Origin of the sequence: Streptomyces venetus, from assembly GCF_039540295.1 — a bacterium.
Taxonomy (GTDB): domain Bacteria; phylum Actinomycetota; class Actinomycetes; order Streptomycetales; family Streptomycetaceae; genus Streptomyces; species Streptomyces venetus.
The window spans coordinates 1-20515 of record NZ_BAABET010000023.1; the positions used below are offsets into that span (position 1 = coordinate 1).

12 protein-coding genes are annotated in these 20515 nt (G+C 72.9%); 6 read left to right on the forward strand and 6 right to left on the reverse strand.

The features are described from left to right. Nucleotides 1–300: 300 nt before the first annotated feature. Complete coding sequence (locus ABEA82_RS38275) at nt 301–3516, forward strand: SDR family NAD(P)-dependent oxidoreductase (RefSeq protein WP_345666373.1); 3216 nt, start codon at nt 301–303, stop codon at nt 3514–3516. A gap of 143 nt (nt 3517–3659) precedes the next feature. Here the strand turns inward: ABEA82_RS38275 and ABEA82_RS38280 are convergent, their stop codons facing one another. Continuing rightward, entirely contained in the window at nt 3660–4295 is a 636-nt protein-coding gene (locus ABEA82_RS38280; RefSeq protein ID WP_345666374.1) for a TetR/AcrR family transcriptional regulator, read from the reverse strand. A 154-nt stretch (nt 4296–4449) separates the two neighbouring features. On the opposite strand from ABEA82_RS38280, the gene ABEA82_RS38285 reads away from it, so the two are divergent. Continuing rightward, nucleotides 4450–6723 (forward strand): MMPL family transporter, encoded by a 2274-nt coding sequence (locus tag ABEA82_RS38285; protein WP_345666375.1) that lies wholly within the window; start codon nt 4450–4452, stop codon nt 6721–6723. 71 nt (nt 6724–6794) lie between these two features. On the opposite strand, the gene ABEA82_RS38290 is transcribed toward ABEA82_RS38285, so the two are convergent. The 5 genes from ABEA82_RS38290 to ABEA82_RS38310 form a co-directional block, all read right to left on the reverse strand. Next, complete coding sequence (locus ABEA82_RS38290; protein ID WP_345666376.1) at nt 6795–11972, reverse strand: beta-ketoacyl synthase N-terminal-like domain-containing protein; 5178 nt, start codon at nt 11970–11972, stop codon at nt 6795–6797. 7 nt (nt 11973–11979) lie between these two features. Next, nucleotides 11980–12522, reverse strand: coding sequence for a DUF1579 family protein (locus ABEA82_RS38295; protein ID WP_345666377.1), 543 nt, complete (start codon nt 12520–12522; stop codon nt 11980–11982). 83 nt (nt 12523–12605) lie between these two features. Beyond that, complete coding sequence (locus tag ABEA82_RS38300; protein ID WP_345666378.1) at nt 12606–12869, reverse strand: acyl carrier protein; 264 nt, start codon at nt 12867–12869, stop codon at nt 12606–12608. A 19-nt stretch (nt 12870–12888) separates the two neighbouring features. Continuing rightward, nucleotides 12889–14403, reverse strand: a complete 1515-nt coding sequence (locus ABEA82_RS38305; RefSeq protein ID WP_345666379.1) for an amino acid adenylation domain-containing protein — start codon at nt 14401–14403, stop codon at nt 12889–12891. After that, nucleotides 14403–15542, reverse strand: a complete 1140-nt coding sequence (locus tag ABEA82_RS38310; protein ID WP_345666388.1) for an acyl-CoA dehydrogenase family protein — start codon at nt 15540–15542, stop codon at nt 14403–14405. Before ABEA82_RS38310 ends, ABEA82_RS38305 begins: the two co-directional genes overlap by 1 nt. A gap of 247 nt (nt 15543–15789) precedes the next feature. Between ABEA82_RS38310 and ABEA82_RS38315 the strand changes: the two genes are divergently transcribed. The 4 genes from ABEA82_RS38315 to ABEA82_RS38330 all read left to right on the forward strand — a co-directional run bounded on the left by ABEA82_RS38315 (nt 15790) and on the right by ABEA82_RS38330 (nt 20460). Next, entirely contained in the window at nt 15790–17004 is a 1215-nt protein-coding gene (locus tag ABEA82_RS38315) for a 3-deoxy-7-phosphoheptulonate synthase (RefSeq protein WP_345666380.1), read from the forward strand. Between the two features lie 80 nt (nt 17005–17084). Then, nucleotides 17085–17858: a 2,3-dihydro-2,3-dihydroxybenzoate dehydrogenase gene (locus ABEA82_RS38320; RefSeq protein WP_345666389.1), complete on the forward strand. Its 774-nt coding sequence runs from the start codon at nt 17085–17087 to the stop codon at nt 17856–17858. Nucleotides 17859–17890: 32 nt separating this feature from the next. Next, nucleotides 17891–18571, forward strand: coding sequence for an isochorismatase family protein (locus tag ABEA82_RS38325; RefSeq protein ID WP_345666381.1), 681 nt, complete (start codon nt 17891–17893; stop codon nt 18569–18571). Further along, on the forward strand, nt 18568–20460 hold the full coding sequence (locus ABEA82_RS38330) for an anthranilate synthase family protein (RefSeq protein WP_345666382.1): 1893 nt from the start codon (nt 18568–18570) through the stop codon (nt 20458–20460). The genes ABEA82_RS38325 and ABEA82_RS38330 overlap by 4 nt, the downstream gene beginning before the upstream one ends. Nucleotides 20461–20515: the final 55 nt, after the last annotated feature.

Consider the following 20515-nt stretch of genomic DNA (forward strand, 5'->3'; position numbering starts at 1 on the left):
AGCGGGACGAATGCGCACGTGGTGGTGGAGGAAGCCCCCGAGGAGGAGAAGCAGCCCGAAGTCGTGATCCGCAGTTCCGGGTTGGTGTCGTGGGTGGTGTCCGGGGCCAGTGCGGGTGGGCTGCGCGGGCAGGTGGAGCGGTTGGTGTCGTTCGTGGGGGAGCGGCCGGGGCTTGATGTGGGTTCGGTTGCGGTGGGGTTGGCGGGGCGTGCTGGGTTGCGGCGTCGGTTGGCTGTGGTGGGTGGGTCGGTCGAGGAGCTTGTGGCGGGGTTGGAGTCGGCTGTCCGGGAGCAGGGGGTGATGGCTCGTGAGGGTGTGCGGGTGGGGTTGTTGTTCGCGGGTCAGGGGGCTCAGTGGCCGGGGATGGGCCGGGAGTTGTATGAGCAGTCGCCCTTGTTTGCGGGGGTGGTTGATGAGGTCTGCGGGGTTCTCGATGGGTTGATGGGTGGTTCGGTCCGGGAGGTGATGTTCGGTCTCGGGTCGGATCGGGAGGTGCTGCATCAGACGGTGTGGGCGCAGGCGGCGTTGTTCGTGCTGGAGGTGGGGCTGTTCCGGCTGGTGGAGTCGTGGGGCGTGGCGCCGGATGTGGTGGTGGGCCATTCGGTGGGGGAGATCGCTGCGGCGCATGTGGCGGGTGTGTTGTCGTTGGGGGACGCGTGTGCGCTGGTGGCGGCTCGTGGTCGGCTGATGCAGCAGTTGCCTCCGGGTGGGGCGATGGCGTCGGTGGCTGCGGGTGTGGACGTGGTGGAACCACTCATCGCTGGTGTGGCCGGGGTGGGTATCGCGGCGGTGAACGGTCCGGCCTCGACCGTCGTCTCGGGGGATGAGGACGCGGTGACCGTCGTCATGGACGCCTGTGCGGAACAGGGCGTACGGACACGGCGGTTGCGGGTATCTCATGCGTTTCATTCGGCGCGGATGGATCCGATGCTGGCCGAGTTCCGCTCGGTGGTGGAGGGGCTGGAGTTCCGTGATCCGGCGATCGGGATCGTGTCGACGTTGCTGGGGCGTTTGGCGGGGCCGGGTGAGTTGAGCCGGGCGGAGTACTGGGTGCGGCAGGTGCGTGAGCCGGTGCTGTTCGCCGCGGCGGTCGGCGAAGCCCTGAAGGGCGGTGTGAGCGCGTTCCTGGAGGTGGGGCCGGGCGGCACGCTGACGGCGATGGCGCAGGAGTGCGTCCCGGACAGCGACACCCTGCTGGTGTCCATGCTGCGCAAGGACCGCCCCGAGTCCGCTTCGGTGCTTCAGGCGGCCGGCAAGCTGTGGACCCGAGGCGTTGAGATCGACTGGCGGTCGATCCTGCCCCCGGCCCCGCCCGTGGAACTGCCGACCTACGCCTTCGACCACACCCCCTACTGGCTGGAACAGGACAGCACCGCGCCCGCCGACCCGGTGGAGCAGGAGTTCTGGGACCTGGTGGAGAGCCAGGACGCGGGGCGGTTGAGCGCGCTCGTCGGGCTGGACGAGGACGCTCGTTCCGCGGCCGGCGCCGTGCTGCCCGCGCTGTCGTCCTGGCGACGTCGCCAGAGGCGGAGCGGTCTTCTCGACTCCTGGCGGTACAGGATCGACTGGAAGCCCGTGACCGTCGGCACGGCGAGCCTGTCCGGAACCTGGCTCGTGGTGGTCCCGGCGGGCCGGGACGGTGAGGAGCCGGTGGCCGGATGCGTCCGGGCCGTCACCCGGCACGGCGGCGAGGTGCGACAGCTCGTGGTGGACACCGGGAGCGACGAGGCCCGTGCCGACCTGATCACGGCGCTGCGCGAAGCGGCCACCGGGACACCGGAGATCGCGGGCGTGGTGTCGCTGCTGGGGCTGGCCGAGGCGCCGCTGCCCGCGCATCCCGAACTGCCGGCCGGTGTGGCGGGCACCGTACTGCTGGTGCAGGCGCTGGCCGAGACGGGCATCGACGCCCGTCTCTGGTCGGTGACGAGCGGTGCCGTACGCGCGGTGGACGAGGACAGGACGGTGCGGCCGGAGCAAGCCTCGGTGTGGGGGCTCAGTCGTGTCGTGGCGCTGGAGGAGCCCAAGCGCTGGGCCGGTCTGATCGACGTGCCCGTGGCACTCGGCGACCGGGCCGGGGAGGCGCTCGCGGCCCTACTGGCCGGGAACGGCGACGAGGACCAGGTCGCCGTCCGGGACGGTGGTGTGCTGGCCCGCCGGCTGGTGCGCGCCCCGCTGGGCGGTGCGGCGCCGGAGCGTGAGTGGCGGTCCGGTGGTACCGCGCTGATCACCGGCGGCACCGGAGTGCTCGGCGGGCTCGCGGCCCGCTGGCTCGCCGCTCATGGCGCCGCCCACCTGTTGCTGGTCAGCCGCGGCGGACCGGACGCCCCCGGGGCGTCCGAGCTGCGGGACGAACTGGCCTCCATGGGCGCCGAGGTGACGATCGCCGCCTGTGACGTCGCCGACCGCGCGGCGCTCGCCGCTCTGCTGGCCGGGATCCCGGCCGAGCATCCGCTGACCGCCGTCGTGCACGCCGCGGGCGCGCTCGGCAGGGGAGCGGCACTGCTCGACTCGGACCTGGCCGAGATCGCGGAACTGTTCGCGGGCAAGGTCACCGGCGCGGTGAACCTGCACGAACTGACCGCCGGCACGCCGCTCGACCTGTTCCTGTTGTACTCCTCGAACGCGGGTGTGTGGGGCGGTGCCGGGCAGGCCGGTTACGCGGCGGCCAATGCCTGCTTGGACGCCCTGGCGGAGCACCGCCGTGCCCAGGACCTGACCGCCACGTCCGTGGCCTGGGGGGCCTGGGCGGGCGGTGGCATGGCCGACGACGAGGAGGCCGTCGCCTGGCTGGGCCGCAGCGGGATGCGCACGCTGGACCCCGAGATGGCGATGGCCGCGCTGCACCAGATCGTGGAGCACGACGAGACGTGCGTGGTCGTCTCCGACCTGGACTGGCCGCGGTTCGCCGAGACGTTCACCGCGGCCCGGCCCCGGCCGCTGATCGCGGAGATCCCCGAGGCACGGCGGGCCGAGGAGGAACCGGCGGCCGAACCGGGGGCGGCTCCGCTGGCGCGGCTGGTCGCGGAGACGGCCCCGGCACGCGGGCCCGTGGTCCTTTTCGAGGCGCTCTGCACCGAGGTGGCCGCCGTGCTCGGGCACACCACGGTGTCCGAGTTCGACCGTGAACTGCCCTTCGGAGACCTCGGGTTCGACTCCCTCACCGGTGTCGAACTGCGCAACCGGCTGACCGCCGCCACCGGACTGAGCCTGCCGTCGACGCTGGTGTTCGACCACCCGACGCTCGGCGCGCTCGCCGAGCACCTGCTCGGTCTGCTTCAGCCGCGACAGGAGGAGCAGTCGGGTCAGGTCCTGGGCGAGATCCACCGTCTGGAGCGGCTCCTCGGCTCGCTCGCGGACACCGAGGACCGCGACGAGATCACCGGCCGGCTGGAGACGCTGCTGTGGAACTGGCGTCGTGCGGCCCACGGTGACGACGACCCGGACCCGGTCGCTCTCGACTCCGTGTCGGACGACGACATCTTCGGCCTCATCGACAAGGAGCTCGGCGGCAGCTGACCCGGAGGACGGCCCGGCCGACGGACGGTGAAGACCCCGGGTGCGGCGACGACACGGCCTCGTCACCGCACCCGGGGTCTTCGTGCCTCACGTTCCGCACCGGCCCGAGGATCAGGCCGACCGGTTCCGCACCGGCCCGAGGATCAGGCCCCGGATTCCTGGAAGCCGTCCTCCAGGCAGGCCAGCAGCCGGTCCAGCTCGGCGGCGGGGTCCAGGTCGGGCTGGTTCGCCCAGCGCAGCATGACGTCCATCATGATCCCGAAGATCGCGCCGCTCAGTGCCCGCACCGCCGCGTCAGCCGGGTCGGCGCCGGTGCGCTCCGCGACCAGCTCGCCGAGGGTGCGCAGCATCTGCTTCACGTTGCCCAGGCTCGCCGACCACAGCTCGGGCACGGTCACCATCAGGATGTCGCGGTCGCGCTGGGTGCTCATCTCCGTGGCCGAGAGGCCGTCCAGCGTGCTGTGCAGGGCGCGGCGCATGGCCTGGACGGGGGGCAGTTCCGGCGGCTGGGCACGGAAGGCGCGCACGAAGAGCGTCTCGTCGTCCGAGAGGACCAGGTCCTCCTTGGTGGCGAAGTAGCGGAACACGGTGCTCGCCGACACCTCCGCCGCCTCGGCGATCTGCTCGATCGTCGTCGCCTCGTAGCCCTGGTCCCGGAAGAGCCGCAGGGCCTCCTGCTGGATGGCTGTCCGTGTCCTGGCCTTCTTCCGCTCCCGCTGGCTGATCTTCCCGGGATGACGGTCGGTCCCTTGCGTCGGCTTCAAGTTGGGCACGCTCATGCTCCACATTCTCCAGGCTCTCCGGCCGCCCGCCCGGCGCGGCCGTACCGCGCCACGACGTCATGCGGTGGTGGCACCCAGGGAGGTTCTCAACCCCCCAAAGTGCTAGTAGGCTATCAATTGAAAGTCGACTCCCAAAAGAAAGTTGCCTGTCATGAGGCTCGTTCTTTACCGGCTGGGGCGCGCGTGCTTCCGGCGACGGCGTCTGGTCTCGTTACTGTGGGTCGCCGTCGTCGTCGCCGCGAGCGTGGCCGGAGCGCTGCTGTCCAGGCCGACCGTGGACTCGCTCGCCATCCCGGACACGGAGTCGCAGCGGGCGATCGACCTGTTGGACGAGCGCTTCCCGGAGGCCGCGGCCGACGGGGCGGTGGCGCGCGTCGTGTTCGCCGCGCCGCAGGGCAGAGAGCTGGACCGCCCCGAGTACCGGCAGGCGATCGGGCGGGTCCTCGGTGAGGTGCGCGACCTGCCGGACGTGGCCGACGTGACCGACCCGTTCCAGGAGAAGGCGGTCTCGCCGGACGGGCGCATCGCCTACGCCCAGGTCTCCTACTCGGTCACCAGGAACGATCTGGCGGACAAGGACCGTGAGGCGCTGCTGGACACGGCGGAGCCGGGCACGCGGGCCGGTCTGACCGTCGAGTTCGGTGGCGAGGCGGCCCAGCTGCGGCCCGGGCAGGGGGCGGGCGAACTGCTCGGACTGGCGGCCGCCGCCGTCGTCCTGTTCGTGACGTTCGGCTCGTTCGTCGCCGCGGGACTGCCGCTGCTCGCGGCCATCCTGGGCGTGGTGTTCAGCCTGAGCATGATCGAGGTGAGCACCCGCTTCACGGACCTCAACTCGGACACCACCGCCCTCGCGCTGATGCTCGGCCTTGCCATGTCCATCGACTACGCCATGTTCGTGGCCTTCCGCTACCGGGAGGAACTGCGGGCCGGCGAGGACCCCGAGCACGCCATCGGCACCTCCGTGACCACGGCCGGTGCCGCCGTCCTGTTCGCCGGGCTCACCACCGCCATCGCCCTGGCGGGTCTCGTCGTCGTCGGCATCCCGATCCTCACGCAGGTCGGTCTCGCCGCCGCGTTCGCCGTCCTCGTCTCCACCGCGGTCGGCCTGACCCTCGTACCCGCGCTCCTCGGCTTCATCGGCCGCCGGATCCACGGCCGGCGCGCCGCCCACGTGCGGGACAAAGCGGAGCTCGCCCAGGTCCACGCGGAGGCACAGCACCGCGCGGAGGGCTACCGGGCCGACGGTAAGCCGACGTTCGGCATGCGCTGGGTGCGCCTCGTCGTCCGCCGGCCCATCACGTTCTGCCTCGCCTCCGTGGTCCTGCTGGGCGTCCTGGCCGTGCCCGCGCTCGATCTGCGGCTCGGACTGCCCGACGACAGCGCCGAGCCGGAGAGCTCCACCTCGCACCAGGCCTACGACCTGCTGACCGAGGGCTTCGGACCCGGGTTCAACGGGCCGCTGACCGTGGTCGTGGACACCGCGAAGAGCGGCAAGGACGCGGCGGCGACGGCCGAGGGCATCGGACGGGAACTGGCCGGGATCCGGGGCGTGGAGGACGTCAGCCCGCCGGTGCCCAACAAGTCCGGCGACGCCGCGGTGATGTCCGTGGTGCCCGGCAGCGGCCCCACAGCGGCCGCGACGGAGCAGGTCGTGGATGACATCCGGGCGGCGGTGAAGGACACCCGGGACTCGGGTGAGGCGGCCGTCGCCGTCACCGGCCAGACCGCGATCAACATCGACATGTCGAAGCGGATCGCCGACACACTGCTGCCCTACCTGCTGATCGTCGTCGGGTGTGCCTTCCTGCTGATGATCATCATCTTCCGGTCGATCCTGGTGCCCGTGAAGGCGACCCTCGGCTTCCTGCTCAGCCTCGCCGCCACCTTCGGGGCCCTGGTCGCCGTGTTCCAGTGGGGCTGGCTGAACGACCTGCTCGGCATCCACTCCACCGGCATCGTCGTCAACCTGCTGCCCGTCATCGTCATCGGCCTGTCGTTCGGACTGGCCGTCGACTACGAGATGTTCCTCGTGACCCGGATGCGCGAGGAGTACGCCCGTGGGAACACGCCGGCCGAGGCCATCGTCAAGGGCTTCATGCAGAGCGCCCGGGTCGTCACGGCACTGGCCCTCATCATGATCAGCGTGTTCGCGGGGTTCATCCTGGCCGACGCCGACCTGACGAAGTCCTTCGGATTCGCCCTCGCCGTGGCGGTGTTCCTGGACGCCTTCGTCCTGCGGGTGACCATCGTGCCCGCCGTGATGGCGCTCTTCGACCGCGCCGCCTGGTGGCTGCCCCGGTGGCTGGACCGCAGGCTGCCCCACCTCGACATCGAGAAGTCGGACATCGCCCCGCCGGGCACCGACAGCGACGTCGAGGAGAGCGCCGGAGAGAGTGCGGGGGAAAGCGCCGGGTCCCGTTCCTGACCGGCCTCCCGGCACACGACAGCGGCCCCCGCCGGTGCGGGGGCCGCTGCCCTGACCGGACCTGCCGGCCGTCAGCTCTTCTTCTTGCGGGCCCCCTTCATCCGGTTCTGCCCAAACCCCGGAACCTTCTCCTCGTCGTGCGACGGGCCCGCCTCCAGCACGGTGTACGGCAGCGTACGGCCGCCCGCGACGAGGTACCGGTCCCAGTCCACCCGGGCCACGCCGACCCCGCCCGCACCACCGGCGTTCCCGGCGACCGGAAGGGCGAGCAGCGTGTCCAGCACGTCACCGCCGGGCGCCGCGTACACCCCGGCCCCGGCGAACGCGGCGGCCGTCTCCGGCGCCTCGTCGACGGCTTCCAGCCACGGGCCCCAGGCCGCGGCGACCACCGGCAGACCTGCCGCCCGCAGGTGACCGGCCAGCGCGGTCAGGAACGCGTCGGCTGCCGAGTCGACGACCGTTCCGGCCCGGCCGGGCAGCGAGGTGACCGACGTGGACAGCACGAAGAAGTCCAGGCCGTCCGCGAACCGCCGCGTCAGCTCCACGGGTCCCCGCAGGGCTTCGGCGAGCGCGGCGCCGAACCGGGGCCCGTCCAGGTCGTCCAGGCGTCGGTCCGCGGCCTGCCGCCGCAGCGACAGCACGCCTCGCAGCGGCGGCCGACCGTCGGCCAGCAGCCCGGCGAGCCGTCCCACACCGTCCCCCGACGCGAGGTCCACGGCCGCCTGTTCGAACCGCTCGAACCGCTTCGGGCGGTCTCCGAGCACGTCGTCCGGCAGGGGCTGCGCACCCGCCAGCACCACCGACCGGGCCCCTCGCGCGGCCAGCCACTCCAGCGCCACCGCCGTGTGCCGGGCGTCGCCGCCGGCGACCAGGTACGTGGCGTCGGGCCGCAGCGCCGGCCGTTCTCCGCCACCGACCGGGACCGGCCACCTTTCCAGCCGGGCCTCGAACCAGCGCCCGCGCCGACGGGCCAGCCGCCCCGCGCCCGGCAGTCGCGTCACCTGCCCGAGCAGGTCCGCCACCGCGGGCGGCTCCTCCTCGGGGTCGAGATCGACCTGCGCGCACGGCAGGTGCGGGTGCTCCCACGCCAGCGACGTGAACAACGCCGACAACGGCGCCTGTGCCGGGCGCGGTGAGCCGCCCGCGAGACCGGTCGCCGCGCCCGCCGAGCAGAGCACGATCCGCGGCGCCCGCTCCGCCTGCCCCGCGTACTCCTGGAGGAACCCCCGCAGCAGCGCCAGCGTCCGGCCGCCCCGGCGGCACGCGGCGTCCAGCGCGTCCTCCGAGCCGGGCTCCTCCTCCGCGGCGATGTCCGGCCCGTGGCCCGCGTCGTGGACGAGGAGCCCGGCCACCGTGACGCCCCGCTCCCGCAGTTCCGCGAACGTCTTCCGTACGACGTCCGGGTCGCCGGTGCCGACCGGCACGGTCTCCGTACCGTCCCGGCCCGCGGTGTCCTCACCGGCCAGCGCGAGCGCCGGCACGCCGAGCAGCGCAAGTTCGGCGCACCACGCCGCAGCCCGTTCCGGGTTGTCGCTGAACACCAGCCAACTGCCGCTGCCGCCACCGAGGGTGGCCGGGCGACCGTCCTCCGCGAGGGCGTGCCACACCACTTCGTGCCGCTCCAGGGGGGCCTCGGCCAGCCGTGCCGCAGCCGCGCCCGGGAGCGGCCGCAGCCGCAGCCCCGTCACGGCCGCCGCGCGGGTGCCGTCCTCGGACAGCAGGACGACGTCGGCCGACCCGTCCGCTCCGTGCCGCACCCGCAGCCACAGCGTGTCGGGCGGTGGCCCGGTCACCTCGAGCCGGTCCGCGGACACCACCGTGCGCGAGCCGGCGCCCGACAGCGAGCCGGAGCCCGACAGCGCCACGAGCTGAACGGCCCCTTCGAGCACAGCGGCCCACCGCCCCCAGGGGCCGGCCGGGCCCGTCGGCACATCGGCCGTACCGACCAGTGCCACGGCCTCGTCACCGCCGAGCCACACACGCTCCAGCACCCGAAGCGGCTCGCCGTACTCGTGGCCCTGCCGCCACAGCGTCCGGTACGCATCCACTGCGTCCAGCTCGGCCAGACGCGCGTGCAGTGACTCCGGTTCGATCCGGTCGGACGCGGTCCGGGGCGGGTCCTGGACGGCCGTAGCGCACCCCCGCTCGGCCCACCGGCCGTCGCCGTCCGGGCCCTGCTCCTTGACGAAGCCCCGCACCCGCACCCCCTCGCCGCTCTCCTCACGGAGGGTCTGCAGCGTGACCGGCGTGCCGGAAGCGGCGCTCACCGTGCCGGACAGATGTACGTCGGTGAGCGTCCAGGCCGAGTCGCCGGACCCGTGGCGGGCCGCCGCCAGCAGCCACTCCAGGCGGGCCCCGGCCGACAGCACCGGCGTGCCGTGCAGGCGCTGCCCGAACACGCCCGCCACCTGCCCCGGCGTCAGCTGCTGCGCGAACGACTGGCCCGGGGCGTCCACCAGATCCAGGGCGGTGCCCAGCAGCGGATGCGGCGGCGCGGCCGCAGGCTCGGGAGCCTCCGGCTCGGGCGGAACCAGCCAGCAGCGCACCTTCTGGTAGGGGTACGTCGGCAGGTCCACCCGGCGCGGGTCCCGGCCGTCGAAGGCCGGGGACCAGTCGATGTCGACGCCGTCGGCGTGCAGGTCCCCGAGGGCTGACAACAGTCCCTGCTCCGCGGACTGTCCGCGGCCCGGCACACCGGTGAGCAGCAGCGGCCTCCCCGGCTCGCCGAAGCCGGTGGCGCAGCGGCCGGCCCGTCCGGTGAGATCGGCCGACAGATCCAGCCCGACCAGCCGTGTCACACCGTCCGCCCGCAGGTGCCGCACCCCGTCCAGGAAGCGTGCCGGGCCGCGCAGGTGCTCCAGCCAGTGCTCGGCGGACCGCAGCTCGGCCAGGTCCACCGGCCGCCCGGTCGCCGTGGACACGACGGGCAGCTCGGGTTCGTGGAACGTCAAGCGTTCGACGACGGCCCGGAGTTCCGACTCCGCCGCGGCCGCCGCCCCCGGCGCGAGCAACCGCGCGGGTCGCGGGTCGCCCGTCGCCCTGCCGCTCGCGCGCCAGTGCTCGGCGAACCGGGCGACGGCCCCGGCATCGCCGGAGACGACCGTCGTACCGGGCTCGTCGATCGCGGCGACGGCGACACCGGCCGCGTCCGGGCCGGACAGCGCGGCACGGACCTCGTCCGCGGTGGCCCGCACCCACGCCGACGCGCCGGACACGGCGGCCACCCGCTCCGTGAGCCGGCCCAGCGCCGTCACCAGGACGGCTCCGTCCGCCGGTGACAGGGCGCCCGCCGCGCACGCGGCGGCCACCTCACCGATCCCGTGCCCCAGCAGGGCGTCCGGCCGTACCCCGAACGCCGTCAGCAGCCGGTACAGCGCCGTGTTCAGCGCGAACACCACCGCCTGACCCAGCGCGGTCGGCTCCGCCGGCAGCGGCCCGGGCCGGCGCACTGACGACCGGATCTCCGGCCCGGCCTCGGCGGCCAGCAGCTCCGCCACCTCGTCCAGCGCCGAGGCGAACTCCGGGAACGCCGCGTACAGATCGGGTGCGCCGTCCGCACCGGCCGGCAGGTCGCCGCCCGCACCACCGAAGATCAAGGCGGTCCGCCCCTGGGGGCGGGCGAACCCGCGCACCGTGCCGCGCGCGGTCCGGTCACCGGCCAGCGCCTCCAGCCCCGCGACGAGTTGGTCCCGGTCGGTCCCGACGACCACCGCGCGGTGCCTGAACGACGACCGGGTGGTGTGCAGCGAGTGGCCGACGTCGACCGGTTCGGCCGTCGTGACCGTGGCGCGCAGCCGTTCCGCCTGAGCGCGCAGCGCGCCCGGCGACTTGGCGGAGAGGACCAGCGGCACCGCGCGCTCCGGCCCGGCCGGGCGGGCGGCCGGTTCGTCCGCGGGCGGCTCCTCGATGACCAGATGGCCGTTGGTGCCGCTGAGGGTCAGACAGGTCAGACCGGCGCGCCGTACCCGCTCGCCCCGCCGCCACGGCTCGGGCTCCGTCAGCAGCCGCACGGTGCCGGGCGACCAGTCCGCGTGCGGGGTGGGCCCGTCGATGTGCAGGGTCCGCGGCAGCCGTTCATGGCGCAGCGCCATCACCAGTTTCGCGATGCCGGCGACGGCGCCCACCGTCTGGGTGTGGCCGATGTTGGACTTGACGGAGCCCAGCAGCAACGGCCGTCCACCCGGACGCTCCTGGCCGTAGGTGGCCAGCAGCGACGTCACCTCGACGCCGTCGCCGAGGGTGGCGCCCACGCCGTGGCCCTCCACCACGTCGACACTGTCGGCCGTGACGCGTCCGTCGGCCAGCGCCGCCCTGATCACGCGTTCCTGCGCGCGGCCGCTGGGGGAGACGATGCCGTTGGTGGCGCCGTCCTGGTTGATGGCGGAACCGCGGATCACCGCGAGCACGGGATGGCCGGCCCGGCGGGCGTCGGACAGCCGCTCCAGGAGCAGCATGCCGGCGCCTTCCGCCAGGCTGACACCGTCGGCCGCCGCGGCGAACGACTTGGAACGGCCGTCCGGTGCGAGGAGGTTGCGGCGGTGGAAGTCCATCAGGACGGTCGGCAGTGACATCACGCAGGCACCGCCGGCCAGGGCGAACGCGCACTCGCCGTTGCGCAGCGCCTTCACCGCCAGGTGGAGGGCCACGATCGACGAGGTGCACTGGGTGTCGACCGTGACCGCGCCACCCACCAGGCCGAACTGGTACGCCAGTCGGCCGGAGGCGGCGCCCACCGAGTTGCCGAGACCGAGGTGGTCGAGGATCTGCGGGGACGGGGCCTCCCGCATCAACAGCGGATATCCGCCGAACTGCACACCCGCGTAGACGGCGGTGCGGCTGCCGCGGGCCGTAACCGGGTCGATCCCGGCCCGCTCGAACGCTTCCCAGGTCGTCTCCAGCAGCAGCCGCTGCTGCGGGTCCATGGCGGTCGCCTCGACGGGGTCGAGGCCGAAGAAGTGCGGGTCGAACTGCTCGGCGTCATGGATGAAACCGCCGTTGACGCCGTCCAGCGCGCTCCCGGTCTGCCAGCCGCGGCCCGTGGGCAGACCGCCGACGACATCACTGCCCGAGTCGACGAGGTCCCACAGGTCCTCGGGAGAGCGCACGCCCCCGGGGAACCGGCACCCGATTCCCAGGACGGCGATGGGCTCCTGGCTCTGGGACTCCGCCGCCGCGAGCCGTCGGCGGGCCTGTTGCAGCTCGGCCGTGACCTTCCGTAGGTACTTCTGCAGTTTCTCTTCGTCGGGCATCTCGCCGTCAGCTCCCCTGCTGCTCCGGGGTGACGTGGCAGTCCTGGGTGTCGTAGTGCTTCCACTCGCCCTCCACCTCGACGTACGCGTCGAGCTGGAAATGGTGGTCGTCGATCATCGTGTACACGTCCTTGGTCATGGAGCGGACCCCGACCTCACCGAGCACACAGGGCCCGCTGAACACCAGATGGCCGTCGTCCTGCCACCCCGGCGAGCTGACGGAGCCCAGCGTCCCCATCGTGTCGACGTAGTAGGACTCGAACTTCTGCTCGACCTCGTTCCAGCCGATGATCCACTTGCCGTCCAGCTTCCAGGTGCCGTCCGCGTACGTGCCGGTGAGGTCCATCTGGATGTAGTGACCGTGCATGACGCGCCGGGTCACCGACTCCATGCGCACACCGGTGTCGAAGTGGGTGACCATCCTGCCGAGCAGGAAGTCGAGGTCCTTCAGGCGCGGGGACGGGGGCTGGTGGTCGGTGCGGGGCCGTTCCGTCGGGCGGCCGGAGAGATAGGTGTTGATCTTGCCGGCGTCGCTGGCGATGTCCGTCATGCTGTCGTCACCCTCGTTTCTTGGCAGTTCGTCACTGTCGGCCGTACGTGCTGTGCCGCGGCGCGGCGGCAGCAGGGCGGTGGTCAGACCGCCGAGTGCTGGAGCTCGCGCACCATCGCCGTGATGCTCCGCACGTTCTTCAGATCGGCGGGGTTGATCCGCAGGGACGGCACGGCGACGCCGAGCTCCTCACGGATGTGCGCCAGGAGGAGCACGGTGTTCAGGGAGTTGAGGACCCCCAGCTCCAGCAGGGGCGTGGTCTCCTCCAGTTCGCCCTGCGGGTCCCCGTCGAGAAAGCGGTCCCGGATGAAGGCGGAGATCCGCTCGGAGATCTCGTCCTGGGCCATGGGTGCTCCTTCGTGTCCGTCACGGTTCGAGCCGCGCGGCGAGCGCGGCCCGGTCGACCTTGCCGTTGCGGGTCCTCGGCAGTTCCGGCAGCAGCCGCAGGACATCCGCGAGCATGTAGCGCGGCAGCCGTTTCGCGCAGTGGCCGCGCAGGGTGAGAGGGCCGGGACGGCGGCCGGGCCCCGGCACCACGAACGCGGCCAGCCGGGCGTCCACACCGTGCCCGGTGACCACCACCGCCGCCTCGGCCACGTCCGGGTGCGACGTCAACGCCGCCTCGACGTCCCCGAGTTCGACGCGGTGACCGCGCACCTTCACCATGTGGTCGCGGCGTCCCACGTAGTCGAACGAGCCGTCCGTGCGCAGCCGCACGATGTCGCCGGTGGCGTACGCACCGCGCTGCGGGGCTCCGCCCCAGTAGCCGAGCATCACCGTCGGCCCGGCCACCAGCAGCTCGCCCTCCTCGCCCGGGCCGCACACGGAGCCGTCGGCCGCCCGTGCCCACACCCGGTCTCCGCTCGCCGCCCGGCCGATCGGCACCGGCCGGCCCCGTTCCAGGTCGGCGGGCGTCACCTCGTGGTACGTGCACACGTTCGTCTCGGTCGGCCCGTAGAGGTTCAGCAGCCGCGCCGGCGTCCAGGCCGCCAGCCGCCGCACCTGGCCGATGGGGAAGGGCTCCCCGGCGAAGAGCACGGCACGCAGCCCGTCCGGCGCCGGCCTCTCCAGCAGACCACCGGAGCGCATCATCAGCGTCAGCGCGGACGGCACCGAGTACCAGACCGTGATCCGCCGCTCGTACAGGAACGCCACGAGCTGCTCGGGCGCGTAGGCCAGCTCGGACGGCACCAGGTGCACGGCCGCGCCGACCGTGAACGCGGCGTACAGGTCGAGCACCGACAAGTCGAACGTCAGCGGGGCGTGATTGGCGAACCGGTCCTCCGGGCCGGGCGCCAGCAGATCGACCACCCAGCCCGAGAAGGCCAGGGCGTTGCGGTGGCTGATGCACACCCCTTTCGGGGTGCCGGTCGACCCGGAGGTGTAGAGGATGTACGCCAGGTCGTCCGGCTCCACGGCCGCCATGAATGGCCCCGATTCGTCCGGCTCCACGGCCGCCTCGAACCGCCCCGGTTCGTCCGTCGCCCCGCCGCCCCCCGCCCCGGCCTCGGCGAGGCCGGCGCACCGCACCCCCGGCAGCAGGGCGGACAGTTCGGGCACCCGGTCCGCGGCCGTCAGCACGACACCCGCCGCGCAGTCGCGGGCGACCAGTGCCACCCGCTCCGCGGGCGCGCTGTCGTCGGCCGGTACGTAGGCGGCGCCCAGCCGCAATACGCCCTGCATGGCGGCGACGACGTCGGCCGACTTCCCGGACCAGACGACGACCCGGTCACCGCGACCGACGCCGAGGTCGCGCAGACGGCGGGCGAACGCGTCGGCCCGGCGGTCGAGTCCGGCGTAGTCGAGCGTGCCGTCGGCGGCGACCACGGCGGGCCGGTCCGGATGTTTGACGGCGGAATCCCTGACCAGGTGGTGCAGCATCACAGCCCCAGCTCCTTGGCGACGATTTCCCGCTGGATCTCGGTGGTGCCGGAGAAGACCCGGGCCGGCAGGGAGTCGCGCAGCTGCTCCTCGACGCCGGTGTCGGCCAGATAGCCGAGACCGCCGAAGAGCTGCATGGCGTCCAGGCCGTTGGCCACCGCCGCCTCGGAGACCGCGGCCTTCGCGAGGGCGATGGCGCTCTTGTCCTCCCGGCCCTCGTCCAGCAGCCAGCACGCGCGGTACAGCAGCAGCCGGCCACTCTCGAGGCGCTGTTTCATGACGGCCGTCCGGTGCGACACCGCCTGGAACTCGCCGATGCGCCGCCCGAACTGGCGGCGGCGGCCGGCGTGTTCGACGCACTGCGCGAGCTGGCGCTCCATCAGCCCGAGGTAGACGCCGAACAGCGCGGCTCGCTCCCACGCCATGGAGTGCTGGAAGATGCCCGAGCCCTGGCCCTCCGCCCCCAGCAGGTAGCGGCGCGGCACATGGCAGTCGGTGAACGTGACCCGGCCGGCCAGACAGTTCGTCAACCCCATCTTGCGCAGCGGCGGGCCGAACGAGACACCGGGCAGGTCGCCTGGCACCGCGAACGCGGACAGCCCGAGGAACCCCAGCTCCGGTGCGGTGCAGGCGTAGGTGACGACGAGGCCGGCCACGGGTGCGTTGCTCGCCCAGGACTTCTCCCCGTTCAGCACGTACCCGTCGGACACCGGGCGGGCCGTCACGCCCAGACGCCCGATGTCGGAACCGGCCTCGTCCTCCGTCATGGCGTTGGCCGCGATGAGCTCACCGGAGGCCAGCCCCTTGAGCAGCGGGCCGCGGACGTCGTCGGTGGCGAAGTCCCGTACGGGAACCGCACAGGCCAGCAGATGGGCCGCGACCCCGAAGGCGAGCCCGGTGTCGGGACAGCCGCGGCCGAACGCCTCCAGGCCCAGCGCCGTGTCCAGCGCGCCGAGCCCGCCGCCGCCGAACTCCTCCGGCAGACACAGCCCCGTCACACCGATACCGGCGGCCGTCCTGAAGCCACGGCGCACGGCATCCGGATCCCCGTCCGGACGATGCTCGCCCAGGCGCGAACCCGACTCCCGCAAGATTTCCCCGTAGCGTTTCTCCTGTGCGGCCGAGAGATCAAAATCCATGGCAGTTATGCGCCTCATCGTGAGGTGGTAATGAACGGCTGCATGCGGGCCCAGGCTAAATTCGCCTTCGACGGGTGTCACCCCCTAGCCCGCCCCCTATAAGAAATGCCGGAAGACAGCCCGCAATTGTGTGTGGCCCGGCATTTATAGGGGTGTCCAGCCGGTCGCGAGTCGCCCACCATTTTGGAGCGGTCGGCGCCAAGCGAAACGTGTAATGGCGGTGATTCGAAGACAGGGAGAAAACGGCATGGATTCGTTGCAGGCGGCCGGCACACAGCCCGGCGAGCCCGGCATCCGCTCCCACCCGTTCCTCGACGGCCGCGCGGCACATCAGCAGCCGCAGTGGACGGACCCGGACATCGTGGCCGCCGCCCGCGCCGAACTGGCCGGTCTGCCCCCGCTGGTGTCGTACGCCGACACCGCACGGCTGCGGGACCGGCTGGCGGACGTCGCGCACGGCCGCGCCTACGTCGTCCAGGCCGGCGACTGCGCCGAGGACCCGGGCGAGTGCACGGGCGGCTACGTCGCCCGCAAGGCCGGACTGATCGAGATGCTGGCCGGCCGCATGAAGATGCTCACCCACAAACCGGTCCTGCGCGTCGGCCGGATCGCCGGCCAGTACGCCAAACCGCGCTCCCGCCCCACCGAACGCGTCGGCGGACGCGAACTGCCCGTCTACCGAGGCCACTTGATCAACGGCCCCGAACCGGACCCCGCGCTGCGCCGGCCCGACCCCGCGCGCCTGCTGCTGTGCTACCGGGCCGCCGCCGAGGTGCTGGGCCACCTGGGCTGGTCCCGGCGCCCGGACGGCACCCCCGACCACGGCAGCACCCTGTGGGCCAGCCACGAGGCGCTGCTCCTGGACTACGAGGCGCCCCTGCTGCGCCGCACCGAGGACGGGCAGCTCTACCTGTCCTCCACCCACTGGCCGTGGATCGGCGAACGCACCCGGCAACCCGACGGCGCCCACGTGGCGCTGCTCGCGGCGGTGGCCAACCCGGTGGCCTGCAAGGTCGGTCCGGACACCACCGAGGCGGAGCTGCTGGACCTGTGCGAGCGGCTGGACCCGGAGCGGCGGCCGGGCCGCCTGACCCTGGTCGCGCGCATGGGCGCCGGCACCGTGGCCCGGCGCCTGCCGCCGCTCGTGCGGGCCGTACGGGCCGGCGGCCACCCCGTGATCTGGCTCGGCGACCCGATGCACGGCAACACCCTGACCGCCCCCAACGGGCTGAAGACCCGGCTGCTGGAAACGGTCCTGAGGGAGACCAAGGAGTTCCAGTGCGCCGTGCGCGAGGCCGGCGGCGTCGCCGGCGGCCTCCACCTCGAGATCACCCCGGACGACGTCACCGAGTGCGTCCACGACGAGTCGTCGTTCGAGCAGCTAGGCAAGAAGTACACGACGCTCTGCGATCCACGCCTCGACCCACGGCAGGCCGACCGCGTCGTCACCGCCTGGCGATGAACACCTCCGCGTGACGACCGCGACGCGCCTCACAGCGAATGGAGTTCCGCACGATGACTCGCACGACGGAGAGCCGCGCCATGCAGGGCAAGGTCGCGCTCGTCACCGGCGCGGCCGGCGGCATCGGCGCCGCGGTGGTCCGCGCGATCGCCGAACGCGGCGGCGTGACCGCGGCCGTGGACGCCAACAGCGTCGCGCTGAAGGAGACGACCGAGCCGCTCGCCGCCGAGGGCCTGCGGGTCGAGGCCTTCGTCGCCGACGTCACCCGGCCCGACGACGTCGAGGCGACCGTGAGCGCCGTGGAGGCCCGACTCGGCCCCGTCGACTACCTCGTCAACGCCGCCGGCATCCTCCGCCTCGGCGACGCCCGGAACCTGTCGGACACCGACTGGGCCGACACCATGGCCGTGAACGCCACCGGCGTCTTCCACATGTCGCGCGCCGTGGTCAACCGCATGGTGCCCCGGCGCGCCGGCGCCCTCGTCACCGTGGCCTCCAACGCCGCCGGCACCCCCCGGACACAGATGGCCGCCTACGCCGCCTCCAAGGCCGCCGCCACGATGTTCACCAAGTGCCTCGGACTCGAGGTCGCCGAGTACGGCATCCGCTGCAACCTGGTGGCACCGGGCTCCACGGACACCCCCATGCTCAGCTCCATGTGGCACGACCACGACAGCGGCCGGGAGACGACCGTCCGGGGCAGCCTGGAGACCTACAAGGTCGGCATCCCGCTGCGGAAGCTCGCCACACCGCGGGAGATCGCCGACGCGGTCGTCTTCCTGCTCTCCGAACAGGCCTCCCACATCACGCTGCACGCGCTCACGGTCGACGGTGGGGCCACGCTCGGCGTCTGAACCCTGTCCGGCACACCTGAAGAGGAAACGCCATGCCAGGCATACCACCCATCGAACCGTACGCCCTCCCCACCCGGGAGACCCTGCCCGCCAACACGGCCGGCTGGGCACCCGACGCCGGCCGCGCCGTGCTGCTCGTCCACGACATGCAGCGGTTCTTCCTCGAACCGCTGCCCGCGGACACCCTGCGCCGCACCCTGACCGGCAACGTGACGCGGCTGCGCGCGGACTGCGCCGCCCACGCCGTACCGGTCGCCTACACCGCGCAGCCCGGCGGCATGACCCCTGAACAGCGGGGGCTGCTCTCGGACTTCTGGGGCCCCGGCATGTCACCCGAGCCCGAACACCGCGAGATCGCCGACGGCCTCGCCCCGGCACCGGGCGACCAGGTCTTCACCAAATGGCGCTACAGCGCGTTCCACCGCTCGGGCCTGCTGGAGTGGCTGACCGTCACGGGCCGCGACCAGCTGATCATCTGCGGTGTCTACGCGCACGTAGGGGTGCTGATGACGGCCGTCGACGCCTTCAGCCACGGCATCCAGCCGTTCCTGGTCGCCGACGCCACCGCGGACTTCTCCGCACGCCACCACGGCTCGGCCCTGGAGTACGCCGCCGGACGCTGCGCCGTCGTACTCACCGGCTCCGACATACGCGCCGCACTCGAAACCGGCCCCCGGGCCGTGCCCGCGACCGCGTCCGGAACGGCCCGATGAGCGGCCGCCCCGCTCCCCGGACCGCCGCCGGCCCGCTCGGCCGCATCCTCACCGACGACCCTCCGCCGTTCGCCCTGCTGCACCGCCCGGCCGTGCACGGCCCCGACGCCGTCGACATCCTCGTCGGCGACATCGGCGCCCACGAGACACTGGCCGGCCTGCCGGTCCCGCCGGCCACCGCGGCGGGCGGCCCGCCACCGCCGGTGCTGGCCCTCATCCCCTACCGCCAGATCGGCGAACGGGGCTTCGCCCACGTCGACGACGGCACGCCGCTGCTCGCCATGACCGCCGAGAGCCACACCACCGCACCCGTCGCCGAGGTCACCGCCGCCATCCCCGACCTCCCGGTCCGCATCACGGACGGCCGCTTCGACACCGACGACGACACCTACGCCGCCACCGTCCGCCGCGTCCTCGACGACGAGATCGGCGAGGGCACCGGCGCGAATTTCGTGATCCGCCGGTCCTACGTCGCGCGGATCCCCGACTACTCGCCGCTCGGCGCGCTGGTCGTCTTCCGCCGCCTGCTGCGTCGCGAGTCCGGTGCCTACTGGACGTTCGTCGTGCACACCGGCGAGCGCACCCTGGTCGGTGCCACACCCGAGCGGCACATCACCCTGCGCGACGGCATCGCCGTGATGAACCCCATCAGCGGCACGTACCGCTATCCGTCCGCCGGCCCCGACCTGCCCGGGCTCATGGACTTCATCGCGAACCAGAAGGAGACCGAAGAGCTCTACATGGTGCTGGACGAGGAGCTCAAGATGATGGCCCGCCTCTGCGAACGCGGCGGCTGGGTCACGGGCCCGCACCTGCGGGAGATGACGAAGCTCGCCCACACCGAGTACTTCATCCGGGGCGCCACCCGCCGCGACGTACGGGAGATCCTGCACGAGACGATGTTCGCGCCGACCGTCACCGGCAGCCCCCTGGAGAGCGCCTGCCGCGTCATCAGCGCCTACGAACCGCAGGGCCGCGGCTACTACAGCGGCGTCGTGGCGCTCATCGGCAGGGACCGGCACGGGGCGCAGACACTCGACTCGTCCATCCTCATCCGCACCGCGGACATCGACCGTTGCGGCACCGTCCGGATCGGCACCGGCGCCACCCTGGTCCGCCACTCCGACCCCGCCGAGGAGGTCGCCGAGACCCGTGCCAAGGCCGCCGGACTCATCGGCGCCCTCACCGGGGACGACGGCGGCTTCGGGGAGCACCCCGAGGTCCGCACCGCCCTGGAGAAGCGCAACGACGTCCTCGCCGACTTCTGGCTGCGCACCGACACCCAGCGGGCGCGGTCCGACCGCGAGTTCACCGGACGCCGCGTCCTGATCGTCGACGCCGAGGACAGCTTCACCTCGATGCTCGGCCGGCAGCTCCAGTCCCTGGGGCTGTCCGTGACGATGCGCCGGTTCGACGAGCCGTACGCCGTCGACGACCACGACCTCGTCGTGATGGGCCCCGGCCCGGGGGATCCGCTCGCCGCGCACGACCGCAAGATCACGTACCTGGACACCGCCGTCGCCGCCCTGCTGGCCGAACGCCGCCCGTTCCTCGCGGTGTGCCTCAGCCACCAGGTGCTCAGCCTCCGGCTCGGCTTCGACGTGCGCCGCCGGGGCACGCCCAACCAGGGCACCCAGAGCGCGATCGACCTCTTCGGGGGGAGGCGGCACGTCGGGTTCTACAACACGTTCGCCGCCTACAGCCGGGACGACAAGGTGGACTGCCCAGGCGCCGGTGTGGTGGAGGTGAGCAGGGACCGGGCGACGGGGGAGGTGCACGCCCTGCGCGGCGGCCACTTCACGTCCTTCCAGTTCCACGCCGAGTCGGTCCTCACCAGGGGCGGCGAGGAGATCCTCGCCGACGCCGTCAGAGACCTGCTGCGCGCCTAGGCCGTGGAGGCAGGGTGCGGAGGCGGGCGAGACCGCCTCCGCAGTGCCGCGGGCG

Excerpts from the sequence above, each read along its gene's own strand:
- ABEA82_RS38275 (WP_345666373.1), top strand. The coding sequence starts at position 301 with ATGGCTCGTGAGGGTGTGCGGGTGGGGTTGTTGTTCGCGGGTCAGGGG.
- ABEA82_RS38280 (WP_345666374.1), bottom strand. The coding sequence starts at position 4,295 with ATGAGCGTGCCCAACTTGAAGCCGACGCAAGGGACCGACCGTCATCCC.
- ABEA82_RS38285 (WP_345666375.1), top strand. The coding sequence starts at position 4,450 with ATGAGGCTCGTTCTTTACCGGCTGGGGCGCGCGTGCTTCCGGCGACGG.
- ABEA82_RS38290 (WP_345666376.1), bottom strand. The coding sequence starts at position 11,972 with ATGCCCGACGAAGAGAAACTGCAGAAGTACCTACGGAAGGTCACGGCC.
- ABEA82_RS38295 (WP_345666377.1), bottom strand. The coding sequence starts at position 12,522 with ATGACGGACATCGCCAGCGACGCCGGCAAGATCAACACCTATCTCTCC.
- ABEA82_RS38300 (WP_345666378.1), bottom strand. The coding sequence starts at position 12,869 with ATGGCCCAGGACGAGATCTCCGAGCGGATCTCCGCCTTCATCCGGGAC.
- ABEA82_RS38305 (WP_345666379.1), bottom strand. The coding sequence starts at position 14,403 with ATGCTGCACCACCTGGTCAGGGATTCCGCCGTCAAACATCCGGACCGG.
- ABEA82_RS38310 (WP_345666388.1), bottom strand. The coding sequence starts at position 15,542 with ATGGATTTTGATCTCTCGGCCGCACAGGAGAAACGCTACGGGGAAATC.
- ABEA82_RS38315 (WP_345666380.1), top strand. The coding sequence starts at position 15,790 with ATGGATTCGTTGCAGGCGGCCGGCACACAGCCCGGCGAGCCCGGCATC.
- ABEA82_RS38320 (WP_345666389.1), top strand. The coding sequence starts at position 17,085 with ATGCAGGGCAAGGTCGCGCTCGTCACCGGCGCGGCCGGCGGCATCGGC.
- ABEA82_RS38325 (WP_345666381.1), top strand. The coding sequence starts at position 17,891 with ATGCCAGGCATACCACCCATCGAACCGTACGCCCTCCCCACCCGGGAG.
- ABEA82_RS38330 (WP_345666382.1), top strand. The coding sequence starts at position 18,568 with ATGAGCGGCCGCCCCGCTCCCCGGACCGCCGCCGGCCCGCTCGGCCGC.